Annotated in this window: 26 protein-coding genes; 6 read left to right on the top strand and 20 right to left on the bottom strand. The window is 46.5% G+C overall.

The genetic code is table 11. From position 1 onward, the window contains the following. Positions 1-271: 271 nt before the first annotated feature. Entirely contained in the window at positions 272-1069 is a 798-nt protein-coding gene (locus tag OXN82_RS04220; RefSeq protein WP_321212074.1) for a nicotianamine synthase family protein, read from the bottom strand. A 202-nt stretch (positions 1070-1271) separates the two neighbouring features. Between OXN82_RS04220 and OXN82_RS04225 the strand changes: the two genes are divergently transcribed. Further along, on the top strand, positions 1272-1805 hold the full coding sequence (locus tag OXN82_RS04225) for a GNAT family N-acetyltransferase (RefSeq protein WP_321212075.1): 534 nt from the start codon (positions 1272-1274) through the stop codon (positions 1803-1805). Positions 1806-2041: 236 nt separating this feature from the next. Here the strand turns inward: OXN82_RS04225 and OXN82_RS04230 are convergent, their stop codons facing one another. From OXN82_RS04230 to OXN82_RS04300, 15 genes are all read right to left on the bottom strand, one after another. Beyond that, a complete protein-coding gene (locus OXN82_RS04230) occupies positions 2042-2317 on the bottom strand; it encodes a DUF3194 domain-containing protein (protein ID WP_321212076.1) in 276 nt (91 codons plus the stop codon). After that, positions 2318-2683 carry a prefoldin subunit beta gene (locus OXN82_RS04235; protein WP_147671820.1) on the bottom strand — a complete coding sequence of 122 codons (366 nt, stop codon included), beginning with the start codon at positions 2681-2683 and terminating at the stop codon, positions 2318-2320. A 23-nt stretch (positions 2684-2706) separates the two neighbouring features. Next, positions 2707-2979: a KEOPS complex subunit Pcc1 gene (locus tag OXN82_RS04240; protein WP_321212077.1), complete on the bottom strand. Its 273-nt coding sequence runs from the start codon at positions 2977-2979 to the stop codon at positions 2707-2709. A gap of 1 nt (position 2980) precedes the next feature. After that, on the bottom strand, positions 2981-3448 hold the full coding sequence (locus tag OXN82_RS04245; protein ID WP_321212078.1) for a ribosomal biosynthesis protein: 468 nt from the start codon (positions 3446-3448) through the stop codon (positions 2981-2983). A 1-nt stretch (position 3449) separates the two neighbouring features. Next, positions 3450-3581 (bottom strand): DNA-directed RNA polymerase subunit P, encoded by a 132-nt coding sequence (locus tag OXN82_RS04250; RefSeq protein WP_048901205.1) that lies wholly within the window; start codon positions 3579-3581, stop codon positions 3450-3452. 1 nt (position 3582) lies between these two features. Continuing rightward, a complete protein-coding gene (gene rpl37A, locus OXN82_RS04255; RefSeq protein ID WP_010876320.1) occupies positions 3583-3852 on the bottom strand; it encodes a 50S ribosomal protein L37Ae in 270 nt (89 codons plus the stop codon). Between the two features lie 159 nt (positions 3853-4011). After that, on the bottom strand, positions 4012-4827 hold the full coding sequence (gene rrp42, locus OXN82_RS04260; protein WP_321212152.1) for an exosome complex protein Rrp42: 816 nt from the start codon (positions 4825-4827) through the stop codon (positions 4012-4014). Next, positions 4817-5539, bottom strand: coding sequence for an exosome complex exonuclease Rrp41 (gene rrp41, locus OXN82_RS04265; protein WP_321212079.1), 723 nt, complete (start codon positions 5537-5539; stop codon positions 4817-4819). The genes rrp42 and rrp41 overlap by 11 nt, the downstream gene beginning before the upstream one ends. Then, on the bottom strand, positions 5536-6399 hold the full coding sequence (gene rrp4, locus OXN82_RS04270) for an exosome complex RNA-binding protein Rrp4 (RefSeq protein ID WP_321212080.1): 864 nt from the start codon (positions 6397-6399) through the stop codon (positions 5536-5538). Before rrp4 ends, rrp41 begins: the two co-directional genes overlap by 4 nt. A gap of 44 nt (positions 6400-6443) precedes the next feature. Next, entirely contained in the window at positions 6444-7142 is a 699-nt protein-coding gene (locus OXN82_RS04275; protein WP_013295889.1) for a ribosome assembly factor SBDS, read from the bottom strand. 3 nt (positions 7143-7145) lie between these two features. Then, the gene (gene psmA / locus OXN82_RS04280; RefSeq protein WP_013295890.1) at positions 7146-7892 is read right to left on the bottom strand and encodes an archaeal proteasome endopeptidase complex subunit alpha; all 747 of its coding nucleotides are present in this window, start codon (positions 7890-7892) and stop codon (positions 7146-7148) included. Positions 7893-7954: 62 nt separating this feature from the next. Continuing rightward, entirely contained in the window at positions 7955-8329 is a 375-nt protein-coding gene (rnp2, locus tag OXN82_RS04285) for a ribonuclease P protein component 2 (RefSeq protein ID WP_370005937.1), read from the bottom strand. Positions 8330-8413: 84 nt separating this feature from the next. After that, entirely contained in the window at positions 8414-9193 is a 780-nt protein-coding gene (gene rnp3 / locus OXN82_RS04290; RefSeq protein WP_321212082.1) for a ribonuclease P protein component 3, read from the bottom strand. A gap of 72 nt (positions 9194-9265) precedes the next feature. Continuing rightward, positions 9266-9673 (bottom strand): RNA-binding protein, encoded by a 408-nt coding sequence (locus OXN82_RS04295; protein WP_321212083.1) that lies wholly within the window; start codon positions 9671-9673, stop codon positions 9266-9268. A gap of 28 nt (positions 9674-9701) precedes the next feature. After that, positions 9702-10247 carry a 50S ribosomal protein L15e gene (locus OXN82_RS04300; protein ID WP_321212084.1) on the bottom strand — a complete coding sequence of 182 codons (546 nt, stop codon included), beginning with the start codon at positions 10245-10247 and terminating at the stop codon, positions 9702-9704. Between the two features lie 359 nt (positions 10248-10606). Here OXN82_RS04300 and OXN82_RS04305 point away from each other — a divergent pair, with 359 nt between their 5' ends. Continuing rightward, positions 10607-12658: a NosD domain-containing protein gene (locus tag OXN82_RS04305; protein ID WP_321212085.1), complete on the top strand. Its 2052-nt coding sequence runs from the start codon at positions 10607-10609 to the stop codon at positions 12656-12658. A gap of 135 nt (positions 12659-12793) precedes the next feature. On the opposite strand, the gene OXN82_RS04310 is transcribed toward OXN82_RS04305, so the two are convergent. The 3 genes from OXN82_RS04310 to OXN82_RS04320 all read right to left on the bottom strand — a co-directional run bounded on the left by OXN82_RS04310 (position 12794) and on the right by OXN82_RS04320 (position 14603). After that, the gene (locus OXN82_RS04310; protein WP_013295896.1) at positions 12794-13117 is read right to left on the bottom strand and encodes a carboxymuconolactone decarboxylase family protein; all 324 of its coding nucleotides are present in this window, start codon (positions 13115-13117) and stop codon (positions 12794-12796) included. 79 nt (positions 13118-13196) lie between these two features. Continuing rightward, entirely contained in the window at positions 13197-14177 is a 981-nt protein-coding gene (locus OXN82_RS04315) for an SPFH domain-containing protein (RefSeq protein WP_321212086.1), read from the bottom strand. A 3-nt stretch (positions 14178-14180) separates the two neighbouring features. After that, entirely contained in the window at positions 14181-14603 is a 423-nt protein-coding gene (locus OXN82_RS04320) for an NfeD family protein (RefSeq protein ID WP_321212087.1), read from the bottom strand. A 224-nt stretch (positions 14604-14827) separates the two neighbouring features. On the opposite strand from OXN82_RS04320, the gene OXN82_RS04325 reads away from it, so the two are divergent. The 4 genes from OXN82_RS04325 to afpA all read left to right on the top strand — a co-directional run bounded on the left by OXN82_RS04325 (position 14828) and on the right by afpA (position 18098). Then, the gene (locus OXN82_RS04325; protein WP_321212088.1) at positions 14828-15226 is read left to right on the top strand and encodes a helix-turn-helix transcriptional regulator; all 399 of its coding nucleotides are present in this window, start codon (positions 14828-14830) and stop codon (positions 15224-15226) included. A gap of 127 nt (positions 15227-15353) precedes the next feature. Beyond that, complete coding sequence (locus OXN82_RS04330) at positions 15354-16466, top strand: ABC transporter permease (RefSeq protein WP_321212089.1); 1113 nt, start codon at positions 15354-15356, stop codon at positions 16464-16466. An 8-nt stretch (positions 16467-16474) separates the two neighbouring features. Continuing rightward, the gene (locus tag OXN82_RS04335) at positions 16475-17128 is read left to right on the top strand and encodes an ABC transporter ATP-binding protein (protein ID WP_013295901.1); all 654 of its coding nucleotides are present in this window, start codon (positions 16475-16477) and stop codon (positions 17126-17128) included. Between the two features lie 397 nt (positions 17129-17525). Further along, positions 17526-18098: an archaeoflavoprotein AfpA gene (gene afpA, locus OXN82_RS04340; RefSeq protein ID WP_300488881.1), complete on the top strand. Its 573-nt coding sequence runs from the start codon at positions 17526-17528 to the stop codon at positions 18096-18098. Between the two features lie 25 nt (positions 18099-18123). Here the strand turns inward: afpA and OXN82_RS04345 are convergent, their stop codons facing one another. Continuing rightward, positions 18124-18450: a hypothetical protein gene (locus tag OXN82_RS04345; protein WP_321212090.1), complete on the bottom strand. Its 327-nt coding sequence runs from the start codon at positions 18448-18450 to the stop codon at positions 18124-18126. Between the last annotated feature and the right edge of the window lie 65 nt (positions 18451-18515).

Raw genomic sequence — 18515 nt, forward strand, 5'->3', positions numbered from 1 at the left:
TAGAAACTGATAAAAGGCAAAATGTAATACTTAATTTCAATTAAAAAGGAGGGGATTCATGGGAAGGTCCCATGAACTGATTGCTGGAGGGAAAATTTATTATCAAACACCATAATGGTGTTATAGTTAAAATTGCAAACCAGCCATATTTAATATTTTCTATTTTAATATTCATAATAATTATCGGGCCTAGACTGCCGGAATGGTAATAAAGAGATAATGTGATCTTTAAAAAAGTTCAGATGTTACTGATTTGATCATGACAGAAACATCACGGGCACTTAAAAACAAGCACTGAGGTATTGTTAACCTTACCCGAAGGAAGCACAATCCCCGCCCTTCTGAATCCCGCCACATCCTCATCAGTCACGGGGGCATAGAGAATCGCCCTCATTCCCGTGTAAGTCCTGTATATAACCCTGGTATCAGGGTTCACATACCTGTGGATATTCCTGAAGACCCTCCTCTTGGGTTCTGCAAGGGCAGCCACCATAACAACGTCAAAGTCAAGATCCGCCAGTGCGGTCTCATCACCAGTGATCACATCCACATCCCCAGGTTCAAGCCTCTCTATCACGCCACGGGAGATATCAGCTATCTCAGGTTCAATCTCAACAACATGGACCCTCATACCATAGATATCTGCAAGGAGTATCCCTGTGAGTGGTAGTGGCCCTCCCCCAATGAATACAGCGCGCTCCCCACTCCTGAATTTTCCAAGGGCAGCCTCATTTTTGAGGAGCTGGAGGTACCTTGGGTAGAAGTAGAATGATTCCAGGGTCTCCCATGGCGAATCTGAGTCTTTAACCTCCGCCGCCTTCTCCAGTTCAAGTCTCATGCCAAGGTTAACATAGAAGGTTCTTATGACCCTGAGGGCATGGTTCATATCAGCATCGTCAAGTATGTGCCTGGCTGATTCAAAGTCAATGGATGAATCATGGGCTATCTCCTCGATCTCGTCCAGGAGGGGTATGACCCTGGATGTGTCCATCCTGTCGAAGTGGTGGTCCATCCCCTCAAGCCTCGAGGCTATCCTCTTTATCTTATTCCAGTAGATGTAGCAGCTCATGTGGGGTTCTCCATGATGGTAATTAATTAAACAGCAGTCTTTATAAGACTTCACAGCATATATAATATGTGTACGAAATCAGGTATTACTATGAAGCATGCATGCCCTTAAAAATTAATACTGAATGGTGGTTGATATTATTCTGATTACCATTCCCCAAACAGAAAGTGAAATTGAATCCATAAGAAGATTCCTGTTTGATATGATCAGGCGGGAATTTGGCTACGGGTACATACCCGATTACCACCGGGATATCATGGAATTCAGGGAACACTATCTCAATCCACCGGGGAACACCTTCATCTCTGCCTCTCTGGGTGGAAAGGTAATCGGGACCCTGGGACTCCGCGCCTATGACCGTGAATTTGAGGGCTTCAGTTATGATCCTGAGACAGCAGCAGGTCTGTGGAGGGTCTTTGTGCATGAGGACTACAGGAGACGGGGGATCGCGTCACTCCTTGTTGGTATCGCAGAGGCCCATGCAGCCAGAATGGGGTACAGGAGGATGTACCTCCATACACACAAACATGTGAGGGGTGCACTTGAATTCTGGCTCTCCATGGGCTACAGGGTGACCCTTGACACCGGGAACGAACTCAACACGGTCCACATGGAAAAACCCCTTAAACCTGTTGGAAGTCCAGATAAACTCAGCACAATCCACATGCAGAACCCTTTAAAACCCACAGAGTACTTCAATACTGATGCCTGGAGTAGATATCAAATCTTATTTTGATTAGAAAAGAGGAGGAACAGGGCATCAGATGACATTTTTTTTGAGCGAAAGGATTGTAGCTGGATGCCCTGTTGAGCTGGCTTACTCTGGTAAGCTAGGAGGAATTCATGCTCATATGATGGTTGGCACAGGATATATAAATACTTTTTGAAATAAAATTATTACTTATATTTAAATGATCCAGATCTTAGTATTAATTAATCAGCCTAAATAATTATGAAAAGCCCGTAGTCTAATCATTCCCTGTACCCTTCAAGGAATGACTCCAGTGCCTCGTAAGCAGCATCCACTGCCTCGTCAACAATTCGGGGGTCTGCATCTGAGAGTTCGTCGAGATGAAGCTCGGCGGTGATATCAACATCCAGCCTGTCGGTGTATTCAACGCTCACAGTTATCTCAATATCAACTATCTCCTTTGCTGAGACCCTCTCAAGTATAAAATCAGAAATGGTGTTATAAAGGAAACTGGATATCTCATCCAGATCCCTGTCACTGAGTTTTTTAAGGCTCAATTAGTTACCCATCCCTGGATTGATCCCGGCGCCCTTCATGGCTTCCTGGATGTTAACCTGCATCTCCTGCAGCTTTTTCATCACACGTTCTTCCTGTCGCTGGATGGTTTTCTCCCTTAACTGGAGAGTTTCAAGTTTTTCCTCAAGTTCAGCAGTGATTTCACCCTTATCTACCTTTATAAGGATGTTTCCTGAACTCTTAAATACCTCAGCGTCATCTGCAGCCTTTGAGAGTTCATCAAGGGCCTTCTGTGTTTCATTAATCTGCATTTCAACCGTCTGTTTCTGCACAGATATTGCCTGTGCCTGCTGCTGCAGCTGCTGGAACTGGGCCAGCTGGTGCTGTACATTCTGTGGAAGTTCCATATTATCACCTTTCATTAATTCAATCATGAATCCTGTTTATCTGGAGAAATTAGTTCCATCATATCCAGTGAGAGCCTCACCCAGCGAAGCGACGAGTTTAGGGCCGCCCTGAATGATGCCGGGTCCCGGGCACTGATACTTATGGTTATCCGGCCATCCTCAAGGTCCACTGAAACTGAAGACCTCCCTGATGGAGAATCCATGAACTCTGGCTTAACTGCCCTGTAAACCACTGAAGCGGATTCAGGGTTTCCTGTGGATATGTCAATGAATCCCTGAATTCTCTTAAGACCCACATCACTCACCGGCCTTAAAGTCCCTTATCAGCAGTTTGAACCCTGCAGGTTCGCCAGTGGCATCAAAGAACTCCATAACCCAGGGGTAATCCTCGCCCTCCCTGAGTTCCCAGACGCTCCCTGATGCCCCGGGATCAACCTCAAGGCCCATGATCCTGCAGATACCTTTAAGCTGAGGGGGGCATGATCTTATCCCTGCAGCAGGAGAATCCCGCTCTGATCCCCTGATGTCAAAGGATGGGTTGAACAGGATGTATCCCCTCTCGTCCCCCCTATCACCAAGGAACGTTATCCGGGAGGGGTTTCCGTGTCTTTCAGATACAAGAGCCACGGGTCCTGATGCCTCGATGAGCACGTCCCTGATACTCATCTTGCCCCTGTTGACATATCTCCAGCCCATTATCCTGGAGAGCCTCTGAGAAAACGACCTTGTTCGCTGGGAAGGCTTCCTGGATGTTGTAAGAAGCATCCTACCGTGCCCTTATGGTCCTCTTAACAGGAGGCACCTCCTTGAAGAGGATCCTGTACCTGCACCTCGGGCACTTATTCTCCATGTACTTCTTGGGGTCGATCAGGGTTCCGCACTGGGCGCAGCGGTACAATCTACTTACCTCCAACTATCCTCTTGATGTTACGGGCCGCTGTTTTACCCATCGGGGTTACAGGCAGGTACGCGCCGCCTGTGAATACAGCGCCACACTTTCTGCACTTCCATATGCCCCTGCTCTCCCTTTTAACACCTGGCCTGTCACAGCTGGGGCATACGTGCTTCCTCTTCATCTCTTCTTCAATCTTCTTGACAGCTCTTTTAGCTTTACGACCGTAACGTGGACCGAAACGTCCTGTAATACCAACTTTCTTTGTTCTTGCCATTTTATCACTCCAGTAAATATGATGTTATAGGTATTGTAAGGCGAGTATTTAAGATTTGGGGAGCCACCAGAATATGGTGACCTCCGATTCATCCCAACCATAACTCCTCATGAGAACAGAGCCACCGGAATATGGTGACCTCTGATTTCTCCAGGGGATTCATGGTGCCATTGACTTATCAAGGTACTCGATGAGCTGGGGCACCTTCTCCCTTGCAATGGAAACCGCCCTCAGGACATCATTCCTTGTGAGGGCTCCCTCACCGCCCTTCTGCATGGCGCATATGGAGCCATCCTCTGTCACCCCTATGGACAGCCTTGCAGTGAGTATGTCCTCCTCCTCAAGGCAGGGATCCAGTATTATCTCATCACCAATCTTTGCAAAGGTGCACATGAGGGCCTTCCTGTTGATGGGGAGTGGCTGCATGTTCTCCCTGTCAACCAGGACCTCACCATCCTCAACCTCCGCTGCAGGTATCCTTGTATCCAGGAGCGCTGCCACAGTGGCAAGTACCGCGGCATCAAAGAGGTTGCCATCGTAGTCGATTATGTGAAGGTCCAGGAAGAGCATCCAGACCTTGCTACCCTCTATTATGCAGAGATTTTCAAGGTCTATCATCTGACTCTCCCTTATGCAGCGGTCAACAACCCTTGAGAGTTCAACCGAACGCTCATCAGGGGGTCCCGGCTCAAAGGTTGGTGATGCCATTGGTAGTAGTTCGGAGTTTGTGAGTATCACTCCCATCTCAGGGGTGTCAGGGAATGGTTCGCCTATCTGCGGCTTGACACCAACTATTATCTGTGTGTTGCCGAGTTTGACCCTTGAGGAACCCTCAGCCTTGGATATCACCCCTGTTTCAATGGATATGTCCCTGAACTCATGGAGTGACCTTCCATCAATTCTCTCCTTGTTATTTATAAGGTCTGTTATGCTTTTTCTTGTAATTTCAGGTATTATATCCATTTTATTCACCATACCTCTTTCTGAGGGCCTCTTTCTGAACCTCATGTATTCTGAGGCAACCCTCCACTGCCAGGTCAAGGGCCCTTTCAAATTCATCCTCTGACAGGTTTCCATCGCTCTGGAGAAGTGTGATCTCACGTGTCCTTGGTAGGATTGCAACCGGTACATCTGCCTGTCCGGCCTTGTCCTCCTCCTCAGAGAGGTCAAGGACAACCTGGTCGTTTACCTTACCTGCGGCGCAGGCGACAACCATGTCCCTCATGGGTATCCCGGCATCTGCAAGGGCCACGGATGCTGCTGTGATGCCCGCACACCTTGTACCGCCCTCTGCCTCAAGGACCTCTATGAAGACGTCTATGACGGACCTTGGAAACTTTTCAAGTATCAGTGCAGGCCTAAGGGCCTCCGCGGTTATCTTGGAAATCTCAACAGAGCGCCTGTCGGGACCCGGCCTCTTTCTCTCCTCAACAGAGAATGGTGCCATGTTGTACCTGCACCTTATAACTGCCCGGTCAGGTCGCTGCAGCTTCCTTATCTGTGCCTCCCTTGGCCCGTAAACAGCTACAAGTATCTTGTTGCCTCCAAATTCAAGGTAGGATGAACCGTCAGCCCTTTCAAGTATTCCTGCCTCAATTTTCAGGGGCCTGAGTTCATCAAATGCCCTTCCGTCCTCCCTGACACTGGGGGAGGTTTTCAGCTGATCCTGTGTGATGATACAAATCACCTCGGTTCTTCGGAATTATTTTCATCCTCAACTTCTTCATTCCCTGATTCTTCGCCCTCGGATAATTCCTCTTCATCTTCTTCTACTTCATCAGGGTTTTCTGTTTCTTCTTCCAGCTCTTCAGCATCCTCAACTGGGGTCTCTGCTTCAACCACTTCAGACCCGTCATCCTCATCCAGCTCAGTGGGTTCAGTGCCCGTTAGTCTGTCCAGAAGTTCCCTTACGCGGTCTGTGAGTCCTGATGTGTGGGCCTCACGGTCTATCATCAATATAACCCTCTCGGCTATCCGCTCCATGTCGGGTTCGCCCTTTATCCAGACGACTCCATTCTGGCCCACAACGATATCGCAGTGTGTCTTCTCCTTGACCATGTTTATCATGGATCCCCTTTTGCCTATGAGCCTTGGAACCTTTGTTGGTGTTATGTATACCAAAATTCCGTCCCTGAACTTTCCAAGCCCGCGGCCCTTAAGGCCCAGTTTAACCTTCTTGACCTCGTCCACATCAACTACCCTTAAAAGGAGCACGTCGCCTATTTCAAAGACGTTCTCAAGTTCCCTTTTCTCCTTGCCGAAAACCTCAGATGCTGGCAGGAGCCCGCTGTAGGGGGAGTTTATATCGAGGCCCCACATTGAGAACCTTATATCCGTGATTTCGCCGATCACCACATCTCCCCTCTTGGGGATGTATTTGCTCTGAAGTGGTATCACATTTATCTTCTTATTTCTGACAGAAACAAGTCCAACAAATGACGAACATATTTTTTTGCCCTCTTTGAAGGTTCCCCTGCCTGGGTAGTAATCATTTTCTGCCAGAACCTGACCTGGGACAACCAGGTCCTTTTCATTTACGAGTAACACATTATGCCTCCCTGTTTTTTGAAGGCGAAAAAGGAGAGGAGGGTTTACTTGATAATCCTGGTTTCAACGTTACCGCCGGTGAGTTCATTGATTTTCTGGTAGAAACTATCCTGAAGACCCCCCGGTATCTCAACCACCGCTATCCATGACCCGTCACTCTGCCATTCCTCATTCTTTATTTTCCCGAAATTGGATATCACGCCGTAGGCTGGGCCGGCCCTGTCGCCGGGTATCTTTATGGCAACGGTGACCTTCTCGAATTTTATGGGTATCTTGGTCCTTATGGCCTTCAGGACAATGTTGACCTGCTCATCAACTGTTTTGAATGGATCAACGTGAACCCTTGCTTCCTCCATTGCCTTTTCAATCCTCTTTGGAGGATGAGGAAGTCCGTTCTGGGGGTTTATAGCTTCACGTGCAATCTTACTGATGATTTTTTTGCGTTTATCCTCTATCATCTGTCTTCTCTGTTCTGCAGTGAGCTGTATTGTCCCCCTCTGAAGTATTATGGGTGTTACCTCAAGAGGATCTGCTGTTTCAAAGACCTTCCTCATGGCCTCCTCAGATGCCTTATCACCCTTTCTGGCGTCCCTGAAGACCTCCTGGACCGCCAGAACATCCTCAACACTGACCTCTGAATCCTCTCTCCGAAATTCAGCTGCAAGGTCAGGGTCCACTAGAATTTCGAATCGCTCGCCATGGGATTCGAGCCGGGCGATAACCGCATCTTCAAGGCTGACCATTTTTTACTCCTCTTCCTCCTTTTCCTTCCTGATCAGGAGTTCCTCAACATGGTCCCTGATCTCATCATCAGGAAGCCTTCTGTACTTCTTATCTGCGGCTTCTATAACAGCTATCTCAACACTTTCAGGTGTTGTTTTACCCTCTGTTGCCTCATAGACCGCATCAAGGGCCAGTTCTATTGCCTGGTTAAGGTTCATGTCATCGGTGTATTTCTTCTCAAATTCCTCCATGGCCGCTGGCCTACCGGCCCCTATGGCTGTGGCCTTGTACTCTATTAGGGCCCCGCTGGGGTCTGTTTCAAAGAGTCTGCAGCCCTTCCCGTTTACACCACCTATTATGAGGGCCGTTCCAAAGGGCCTGACACCTCCATGCTGGGTGTACATCTGTTTCATGTCACATATCTTCTTGGCAAGGCTTTCAACCCTTATGGGTTCATTGTAGGTTATCCTGTTTATCTGGGCCTCGAGTCTTGCCTTTTCAATTATGGCCCTTGCATCTGCCACCAGCCCAGATGTTGCGGCCCCTATGTGTTCATCTATCTGGAATATCTTTTCTATGGATTTTGGCTCAACCAGTTTACTTGTGGGCCTTTTGTCCACAACAAGAACTATTCCTTCCTTTGATTTTACTCCCAGAGAAGTGGTTCCTCTCTTAACTGCTTCCCTTGCATACTCCACCTGGAATAGCCTGCCATCCGGGCTGAATACCGTAATGGCCCTATCATATCCTGCACTTTGAAGTGGTTGCATTTTTCTAACCTCTCTTTATTGATGGATAAATCTGGTAATCATGAAACATGTGAACAAATCAGTCAGTATTTATCTTTCTTGGAAGGTTTAATAAACTTTTGTGTTGCAGAGCGCACCGTCCCTGAGAGTCCCAGTATATGGAATACCACCCTTGCCCCGCTGTGGTGGTGTGCCGCTGTGAGGGCAGCCATGACCTTTCCCTCGTAACCCCTCTGGCACTGAAGCACCCCCCTCATCCTTACTGCATCCGGAAAATCACATCGCCAGAGTTTCATGAGCCATAAACGGAAATTTGATGTCTCACATTCACCGTGGAGTTTGAGGCAGCTGTCCCATATGAGGGATACGATTTCATCCCTTGAGAGCTCCCTCTCAGATATCAGTTCAAAGGCGATGTACCTCTTTGGGTTCCTGAGTGTGGGGGGGAGTATCTTCATTCTCATGTCTTCACCGGGGTTCAGTCCTGTTCTTCGTAATCCACAAGCCTTTCCTTCCTATTCCAGTTCTTCCGTTGGCTGTGTTCAGTCCTCTTCCTCATCCTCCACAAGCCTCACACCATCTGCAATCATAAGGGGGCGTTTGCGTGAGTATTCGATTATGGATGATGGTGTTGATGATAGCGCCCTCCCGGCCTCCTGGGGATCCATGCCAAAGCATCCTGCAAGGTTTATGAGGTCACGGGGTGTGCGGAGGTCATATATTGATGATGCCCTGCTTGAGAGTAAGAGTGGAAAATCGAATTTTCTGTGGAGTTTAAGGATGTCCCTGAAGTACTCAAGAACCCTCGCCCTTACCTTGAGCCATGAGCCCATGATATCAGTGGTGACAAGTTCAACTGCAACCCTGTTTCTTGCAGCCTCCCTTGCAAGGACATGGTTCATGCCAGCGTCCCTCCTTGAGGAGTAGGGTGCAGAGAGGACATCCACCTGGGGGTTCTCACAGGCGGCGCGGTTCACCTTCAGGTCACCCCCTGAAACGTATACAACGTCGGCCTTCCTCCTGAAGCGGTTAACCTTGCGCCTCATATCCTGGGGCTTCGAGGCGTTTATCATGACACCGGCTGCCACCTCAAGGCCCCTGATTTCAGGGTTATCCCTCAGGAGTTCAATCTCTGCCTGGAGTCGGCTGTAGGTCTCATAAGGGCATACCAGGACAGCCCCCTGGTAACCGAGACGGGAAGCCTCACTAAGAAGTCTCAGACTGGAATCATGGTCCCCTGCCTGGATGTGGAAGTCAAAGAATTTCATCTGCCTGGATGACCCAGTTATTCGAGCATCCTCCTTGAAGTCAAAGGATTTCATCTGAACCCTGCTGAAATCGGTTATTTGAGCATCTAATGGAAGTTAAAGAATTCATCTGGCTGGATGACCCAGTTATTCAAGTAATTTCCTTATATTCTCAGCTGCAACATCCCTCTTTGCAGGGTAGGCCTCCACCTTGATCTTGAGGTGTATTGCATCACCGTGCCTTACAGGTTTCCAGATCCCCTCAAGGGCCTCCTGTTTATCCAGGCGGATGAACAGGTTACCGTTTTCATCGAAACGGTCCTCGAGTTCATCCATTCTGCCCCTGAAGACCTCAATGAATTTTTCCATGAATTCTCTCAGAGCCCTTCTGCGGTCCACCCTGCCCCTTAAAACCGTGATGGGGTTTCCATGGTAGCCCTCTGCCATTTCCCTTTCAGGTGCTGCTCCGGGTATTATGTTTCTGAGGGCCTCAAGGACCTTTTCCTCGTCCTCGGTACCGTAAACCATGAGACGGTAGGAGATGTTGTGTATCATTTTCCTCTAAAATTAATTAAGTGGGGCTTTACCTTACCTTTTCAGCCCCTTTACCCTTGTTTCGGAGGCCCCTGTTCTTCTTACCTTCACTTGTGAGGCCCCTGAACACACGTCCCCTGTGCTGCTTTTCGCAGATCCAGTTTATTTTGGGGTCATTCTTTATTGCAGGGTGGTTTGGATCAACAAGGATGACCTCATAGAACTTGTATTTTCCGTCCTCCCAGACCCAGTAGGAGTTGAGGACCTCCATGTTGGGGTATTTCCTTGCAACCCTTTCCTCTGCGATCCTCTTTATGCTCTTTGCAGTTGTGATCTTCTTAACACCCATTCTCTTGGGTCTTCTACCTGCCTTGAACCTTGTTTTTCTCTGGCTACCGCGCCTCACACGTGTCCTCACGATTATGTATCCAGGTTTTGCCTTGTAACCAAGTGATCTTGCACGGTCTATTCTTGTTGGCCTTTCAATCCTTTTAATTACAGGGTCCCTTCTCCATTTTGGGGCCCTTTCCCACATAAGCTCCCTTACATAGGAGTCCTTTGGATTTTTCCATGCGTCTTTAACATATTTGTACATTATTTACACCTCTATTTTGTTCGGCTTTACGCCACATCCATGGGATCGTATCCCTTAAAAATAGCGGTTTATGTACTACTACATTTGATGTAGTCACTTAAAAAGTTTACTGTGGATTCCATGAAAAAATCTTTTTATACACGATTTTAGTGTCATTAACCATTTGTGTATGTCTTAATTTAAGTCCATTAAACTAGATTAAGCTGGAATTTAGATCCGGTAAACATGATGCAGATGATCCATAAAATCAAAAAACCATTTTAAATACCATAACATATGTTACCGGTTATTGATTTTGGTGCTAATCTATATCCAAATGGAGGTATATATAATACAGTGTTTGTTTCGGGGGGTTGAATGTGAAGTACGTCAAATTTTGCTCTTTGCTGGTTATGGCTTTTTTGTTTGTTTTGTTTTTTTCTGGAACTTCAGCAGCTGTTTCACGGAATGAAAGAACCGGAAAAACTTATATGACAATCCAGGAGGCTATAGACGATAGTGAAGCCCAGGATACTATAGTGGTGGACGCTGGAACTTACGAAGAAAACATAGTGATAAACAGAGAAAATTTAACTCTGAAAGCAAATGAAACCGTAATAATAGATGGATGGCGTGAAAGAGAACCTGTAATAAATATAATTGCCAACGGATCGAAAATAAATGGATTTACACTGATCAATGGTACTCATGGAATATATTCATCTGCTGGCTGGTGTAACCTGACAAAGAACGTCATAAGACACAACGATATAGCAATCTGGCTAATTGACTCCGATAACAGCGTGATCCAGGAAAATGAAATAACTGATAATACTGGTGGAATAGTTCTAATATCATCAAACAGGAACATTATATCCAGAAATAATATAAGCAGTGAGGGATCTGGAATTTCTCTTGAATCCTCAGCTGAAAACACAATTTCCAGTAACATTATAAGAAACTGTCTCAACGGAATCGAAGCTGGGTTCTCACCTTCAAATGTAATCAGAGAAAACAGAATAGAGGACATAACAGAGAATGCTATTTGCCTTCTGACCTCACTCAACAGTGTCTTAAGGGGTAACTCCATCATCAACGCATCTAGAGCCATTAAAATTGGGGGAGGGGACAACTCAGTTGGCCATTTTATCCAGAACATAGATACCTCAAATACCATTGACGGTAAACCAGTCTATTATCTCACTGGAATCTCCAACAGGGTCTACAATGGAATCCAAATGGGCTACCTTGCACTCGTGGGCTGCAGGAATGTAACCATAAAAAACGTTGCCCTCTCAAAATGTGGTAACGGAATAATACTTGCAAATACAAACAGTTCAAGGATCGAGAACTGCAACATAAGCGATGATGACTATGGTATCTTCCTGTTGCAGTCCAGTAAAAACACTATTCAGAGTAACAGGATACACATGGCCAGGTATGATGGTATTTTTATACACTATTCCAGTAACAACACCATTTTGGGAAATAAAATAAGCTTTAGCGGCAATAGGGGCATACATGTCACAGGTTCATTCAATACAATCTATGGTAATCTTTTATTGAACAATTCCGTGGGATTACTTATATCAACTTACAGCAAGAGTAACAGGATCTATGGAAACAGCTTCATATACAATGGTATTCAGGCGGAAAATGAAGGTGATTTAACCAATCTTTTCAATCTCACGCCACCCACTGGAGGTAACTACTGGAGCGACTACACCGGGAATGATGAAAATGGGGATAACTTTGGGGACACTCCCTACACCTTTAGCGGCGGAGTCGACAGCCTTCCCCTCATCAAAGATCCTCTGCAAAAACTTAAAGTGGTATCCATGGATCCCCCAAACGGTTCCATGAGCATTTCAAGGACAAAAAGCCTTGTAATAACCTTCAGCTCCATTATCATAGCCGGAACTAACTATTACAGCATAACAGTCAGAAAATCTACAGGTGCTCTGAAATCAATCATCCAGAGTATAAGCGGCAACAGGCTCATCATAACACCCGTTGGGGGCTGGGATCCCGGTGTTAAGTTCACAGTCAGAATACCCTTGAATGCCATAGAAAATATTGCAGGGAACACCCTGGAAATGGAATTCACATCACATTTCACATCTGCCATTGCAGTAACAGCCATTGATCCCAGAAGTGGTGCAACAGGTGTTTCAAGGACCAGGGCAATTGTCATAATATTCAGTAACAGCATACTTGCCGGCCCCAGCTACAGATCAATAACTGTAAAAACATCCGCCGGCCGGCTGAAGCCCATCAGTAAGAGAATCATCGGTAACAGGCTCATCATAACACCCGTGGGGAGCTGGAGTGCCCGTACAAGGTACATCATAACTGTTCCAAGGACTGCAGTTAAGACCAGCAGCGGTAACATGATGGCAGCGGATTTCAAATCAGCATTCACAACAAGATAAATAAAAAAATACTTCTTTTCTATTTTTAAATTTTAAGAATACTTATTCTCTATTTTATTTTTGCAAAAGGTGATTTTCAAGAGCTGATTAATAAAAAACTGAATATGACCTTTTTAATTTAAAAAAAGAATTTAATCAGTCCCCAAGGACCTCATAAAGAATCCTCATTGCCTTAACAAATGGTGGGTTACCTGATGTGAGGAGAACAACACGGAGAACGTCAACAATCTCATCCCTTGTAACACCAAATTCATTTATGGCACTCTGTATCTGCTTTTTAACTGCACGGTCATCTGAGTTTGCAGCTGTTATCCCGAGGGCTATGAGTTTCTGTGTCTTGTAGTCAAGAACCTTCCCTGTGTAGGCGGCCTCGTTGAGTTTAACAACTGCCTCGTAGATATCAGGATAGTCCTCCTTCACATGGACCATGCCCTTTCCATAGAAAACATCCTCTTTCATACCTTACACCTCCCGAATCTTATTATGTTCAGCTTGATATTTATAACTAACACCAGCTAAAAAAATAAAAGGTGATTATTCACTGTTTTTCCTGAAATTCTGGGGATTCTGATTTTTTATCTGCTTCTGATGGCTCAGATTTTTTCGATATTTTTTCAGATGCCCTTGAGGGGTCAGAGAGCATCTCTGAGATCCCTGCAATTGAACCCAGAATGCCTGTGGCCTCCACAGGGAGAAGTATCTTTGTGGCCCTTCCATCGGCAACCTTCTCAAGGGCCTCAAGGTACTTGAGTGCTATTATATCATTCGTCGGGTCCCCCTCGTGCATTGCCCTGAAAACCGAGAGTATGGCCTTGGCCTGACCCTCTGCTATGGCTATCTCCTGGTACTTGTTGGCGTCTGCAACCTTCTTTATGGCCTCAGCCTTACCCTCTGCCTCGAGGATGGCTGCCTGTTTATCACCCTCAGCCCTCTTTATCTCTGACTGCTTGTAACCCTCTGCCTCGAGGATGGCCGCCCTCTTCATGCGTTCGGCCTTCATCTGCTTTGACATGGCCTCAACTATGTCTCCCGGTGGCTCTATGCGCTGTATCTCCACACGGACAACCCTGGTACCCCACTTGTCTGTGGCCTCATCCAGGACCTCACGGAGCTGGGTGTTTATCATCTCCCTTGATGTGAGGGTCTGGTCCAGTTCAAGGTCCCCTATTATGTTCCTGAGGTTCGTCTGGGCCAGCTTGGTTATGGCCTGGTAGAAGTCAACCACGTTGTAGACCGCATTGAAGGGGTCAACCACCTCATAGAATATGACGCAGTCCACAACAACGACTGTGTTGTCCTTGGTTATAACCTCCTGTGGTGGTACATCAACCACCTGCTCCCTCATGTCAACCTTTTTTATGGCCTCTATGAAGGGGATTATAACCACGAGGCCGCTTTCGACTGTCCTCTGATATTTACCGAGTCTTTCAACAACACCCTTCTCGTAGGGTCTAAGTATTTTCAGGCTCTTGAATGCCAGTACAAGGAGTACAAGTACAATTATTATTTCAAGCAGCATCTTTCATTCCTCCAGTTTTTCAACGACGAGTTTAACTCCCTCAATTGCCTTCACCTTCACCATGTCACCCTCTTTAAGATCCACGTCTGACCTTGCCCTCCAGGTTTCACCGTCGACCCTCACAAGACCAGAGCTCCTGGGTGTGATTGCCTCTGTCACGGTTCCCTCTCTTCCTATGAGTCTATCTGCAACCGCTTTCTTTGATGGTTCTCCTGTTATGCGCGCGGCGAATGGCCTCGAAATACCAAGGAGGATAACTGAAACAACGATGAATGTAACAAACTGTACCGTTGTATCGAATCCAATGTATCCAAGTGCCGCTGCTGCCAGTGCCCCGAAGGCGAACCAGAGAAGAAAGAATCCTGCTGTCAGCATTTCGCCTATGAGGCATATGGCAGCTATTATCACCCATGACTCAGGTCCCATGATCCCACCACCAGTTAATAATCTACTCCATGTTCATATTATTCACTGTTACCCAGTGTTATTCAACTATTAAATATTGTCACAGTCATGGATATAATCATTTATAATATAAATTTTGAATATAATTATTACATTTATTCAATTAATTTAAATTTTAATAATATTTTTTTATAAAAAAGTATTTATAAGGTGGGTCTCATAATAAATTCAACGGAGGTGGAATTATGAGTGAAGATGAACTGAAATTTCTTGTGCTGGGTTACAGGATCAGTGCGGGTAAAACCCAGAGGGAACTTGCGGATGAACTCGGTGTCCCTGTGGACATTGTAATAGCGATGGAGAACGGCACCTACAGGCACCCAACAAGGAGGCTTCTTAACAGAATCCATGAACTCACCGGGGAATATGAGGTGAAAAGAAGGTACTTCATAAACATTGGAAAGGGTTACAGGCTGAGGGAGAGGCTTGGACCCCAGTTCAGGTACTTTATCCGTGGCCTTGATAAAATGAAGTACATAAGCATGGAAGAGCTTGAGAAGATGCCAGAAGCTGAATGTTACAGCACCATCGGCACTGTGGACCTGGACGCATTTGAGGTTCTAAGGGCAGGAAAGATGTCCTGAAAACCACCTATTTTTTAATATTTGCCATTTTAATCCCTGAAATCAGAAAAAGTGTCCTGAAACCCCTCAAATTATTTATTTTTTGGATTAGTCAACATTATTAAGGTTCGGCTTCATATACCTAAACATGAGGTTCATAACACTCATTCTGAAGAATCCGTTCAGAAGCCGTGCAAGGAGTCTACTTGCAATAACAGGTATCGCGATTGGAATTGCAACCATTGTAACCCTTGGAGTGATAACCGAGGGCCTGAAGGCATCAACAGAGAACACCCTCAAGGCGGGTGGCGCCGACTTCACGATTGTGGAGTCCAATGTCTCGGACATGTTCTTCAGCAAGATAGATGAGGAATACGTGGATAAGGTGCGGAACGTGAGCGGGGTTGAGGACGCCGTTGGAATACTCATGGCTGTACAGCCCCTTGACGACAACCCCTACTTTGTACTGATAGGTATAGACCCTGCCAAGATAAACATGAGCCAGATAAAGATAACTGCCGGCAGGACCCTCACGGATCCAGATGCAGATGAGGTCATAATCGGTAAGGTGGCCTCAGAGAACCATGGCAAGGGTGTTGGTGATACAATAAAGATAAAGAACCGTGAGTACAGTATCGTCGGGATATTTGAATCCGGTGACATGCAGCAGGACGGAGGGGCCTTTATTTCACTCAAAAAGCTCCAGAAAATAGAGGAGAAGGAGGGTAAGGTCACCATGATCTACGTTAAGATGACCAGAAATTCAAGGGTGGAGGACGTCACAGACCGCATCGAGAAACGTTACAGTGACCTCACAACCATAGCCTCACTTGAGGACCTCCAGAGCGTTGACCAGGGCCTGCAGACCATTGACACCGCAACCTGGGCCATATCACTCCTCGCCATAATAATAGGTGGAATTGGAGTTATAAACACCATGATAATGTCTGTATTTGAGAGGACAAGGGAGATTGGAGTTCTGAAGGCCGTTGGCTGGAGGGACCGCAGGATTCTCGTTATGATACTCGGGGAATCTGTGGTTCTGACTGTTATCGCCGGTATTGTGGGTTCAGTGCTTGGTGTTGCAGCCATACAGGTGCTCCTTGAGCTTGGAATGAGGGGATTCATAGAGCCAGTATACAGCACTGAGATCTTCATGAGGGCCTTTGCAGTCGCCCTCAGCGTGGGTGTTCTCGGTGGACTGTACCCTGCCTACCGGGCATCACGGCTCGCCCCCACTGAAGCACTGAGGTACGAGTAGGTGGTTCCATGAAGGCCATAGAGGTGAGAAACCTTAAAAAGAGCTTTGACGGGGGTAAGATAAGGGCCCTTAATGGTGTTGACCTTGAAGTTGAGATGGGTGAGTTTATCTCAATCATGGGGCCATCTGGTTCAGGTAAATCCACCCTCCTCAACATGATAGGCGCCCTTGATGTCCCTGACTCAGGCACCATCAAGGTCGCTGGAAGGGATCTCTCAGAGGAGAGGGACCTGAGTCGTTTAAGGGCCGAGGAGATAGGCTTCGTGTTCCAGCTGCATAACCTCATACCCAGCCTCACTGCCCTCGAGAACGTTGAGATACCCATGTTTGCTGTGAAGCATGTTAACATGGAGGAGCGTGCAATGGAGCTCCTTGAACAGGTGGGTCTGGGGGATAAGGCTGACCGGAGGCCCACGGAACTCTCTGGTGGTGAACGCCAGAGGGTTGCAATTGCCAGGGCCCTGGCCAATAACCCGTCAATAATCCTTGCGGATGAACCTACGGGGGCTCTTGACTCAAAGACAAGCAGAAATATACTCCAGATGCTTCAGAAGCTTCAGGATGAGGAGGGGGTTACCCTTGTTGTTGTCACCCATGAGCCCCATGTGGCTGAAATGGCCTCAAGAACCATAAGGATACTTGATGGTGTGATCGTGGATTGACATAAGCGTAGCCAGGGCGCTTCATAGGCTCTGGAATTTATAAGAAGGTGACTTTAGCTGGACACCACATCAGCTACTGAAATGTAATTTCAGTGCCCCTGTGCAGTAGGCCATTTAAGGTATTAAAAGTACTTATTAATTTTTTAGAGTTTAATGGTCATGAAATCATTTCAAAATCCCTGAATCCCACTTCAAGGTTTTTCCTGGCTGAATGCCAGACCATGGAATCGTTGATTTATCCTCAGATCCCGGGTCAAAGCTCTCCATGCTATCACCATGATCATGCCATCATATGCAATTGTCCTGGGAATCTTGATGATGCGAACTGTTTATCATCATGATCATGCCATCATATGCAACCCAAATTTGATTAATAAGTTCCAACATATTATGAACCATGACTGAAAAACTGACTGTTGCCTGGTGTATCACCGGGGCGGGGGAAAAGCTTACTGAAACCTACGAAATAATGAAGGACATCAAAAAGATCTATGGGGACCGTATCAAAATCGACGTCTTCATATCCAAGGCAGGTGACCAGGTTGTCAAGTACTATGGCCTCTACAGGGACCTTGAGACCAGCTTTGACAGAAAATGGGTTGAGATAAACGCCAATTCACCCTTCCTTGCAGGCCAGGTCCAGCTTGGTAAGTATGACTTCATACTTGTGGCTCCCTGCACCTCCAACAGCACAGCCAAGATATCCCTGAGGATAGGGGATACCCTGGTTACAAATGCCGTTATAATGGCCCAGAAGGCCTCTGTCCCTGTCTACATCATGCCATCGGATTACAGTGAGGGGAAGGTCATCACGACACTTCCAAACGGTAAGAAACTGGAACTCAAAATAACCAGGGAGGACGTTGAACACGTGAAGAGGATATCACGGATGGACAAAACAGAGGTTTTCAGTGACCCTGACAAAATCTACAAGATCTTTGAGGAGTGGACCTACCCAAAGGACCAATGAAAATTTAAAAAATGAATTTAAATTTTTACTCCTGCAGTTCCTGGATGGTCACACCGTAGGTGTAGACCGTCATTCCCTCCTCTTCGGTCTGACTGAAGGGTGCTGTCCCCTTGAAGTAGGCCTTAACCTCACCGGTATCTGCAATGTTCATTGTGAGAGGTTCCATGTCGGTCATTGATTCAAAAAATGCCATTGCGGCCTCTATGTCCCCCTTATCCGGACTTTCAAAGGTTATTGAGAGTGTACCTTTCTGTTTTTCCTTCATCCGGACCCTGCTCTGGTTTATTTCAAAGATGTTTTCGCCCTTATTTTTGTTTCCGCTCTCCTTAACAAAAACCACCGTATCTGACATTTAAACAACCCCCGTATTATTATTGGGCGGGGTGTTTAATATAATTTTGGCCCTCCCTGATTATG

The sequence above is a fragment of the Methanothermobacter sp. DP genome (assembly GCF_026692625.1).
GTDB lineage: Archaea > Methanobacteriota > Methanobacteria > Methanobacteriales > Methanothermobacteraceae > Methanothermobacter > Methanothermobacter marburgensis.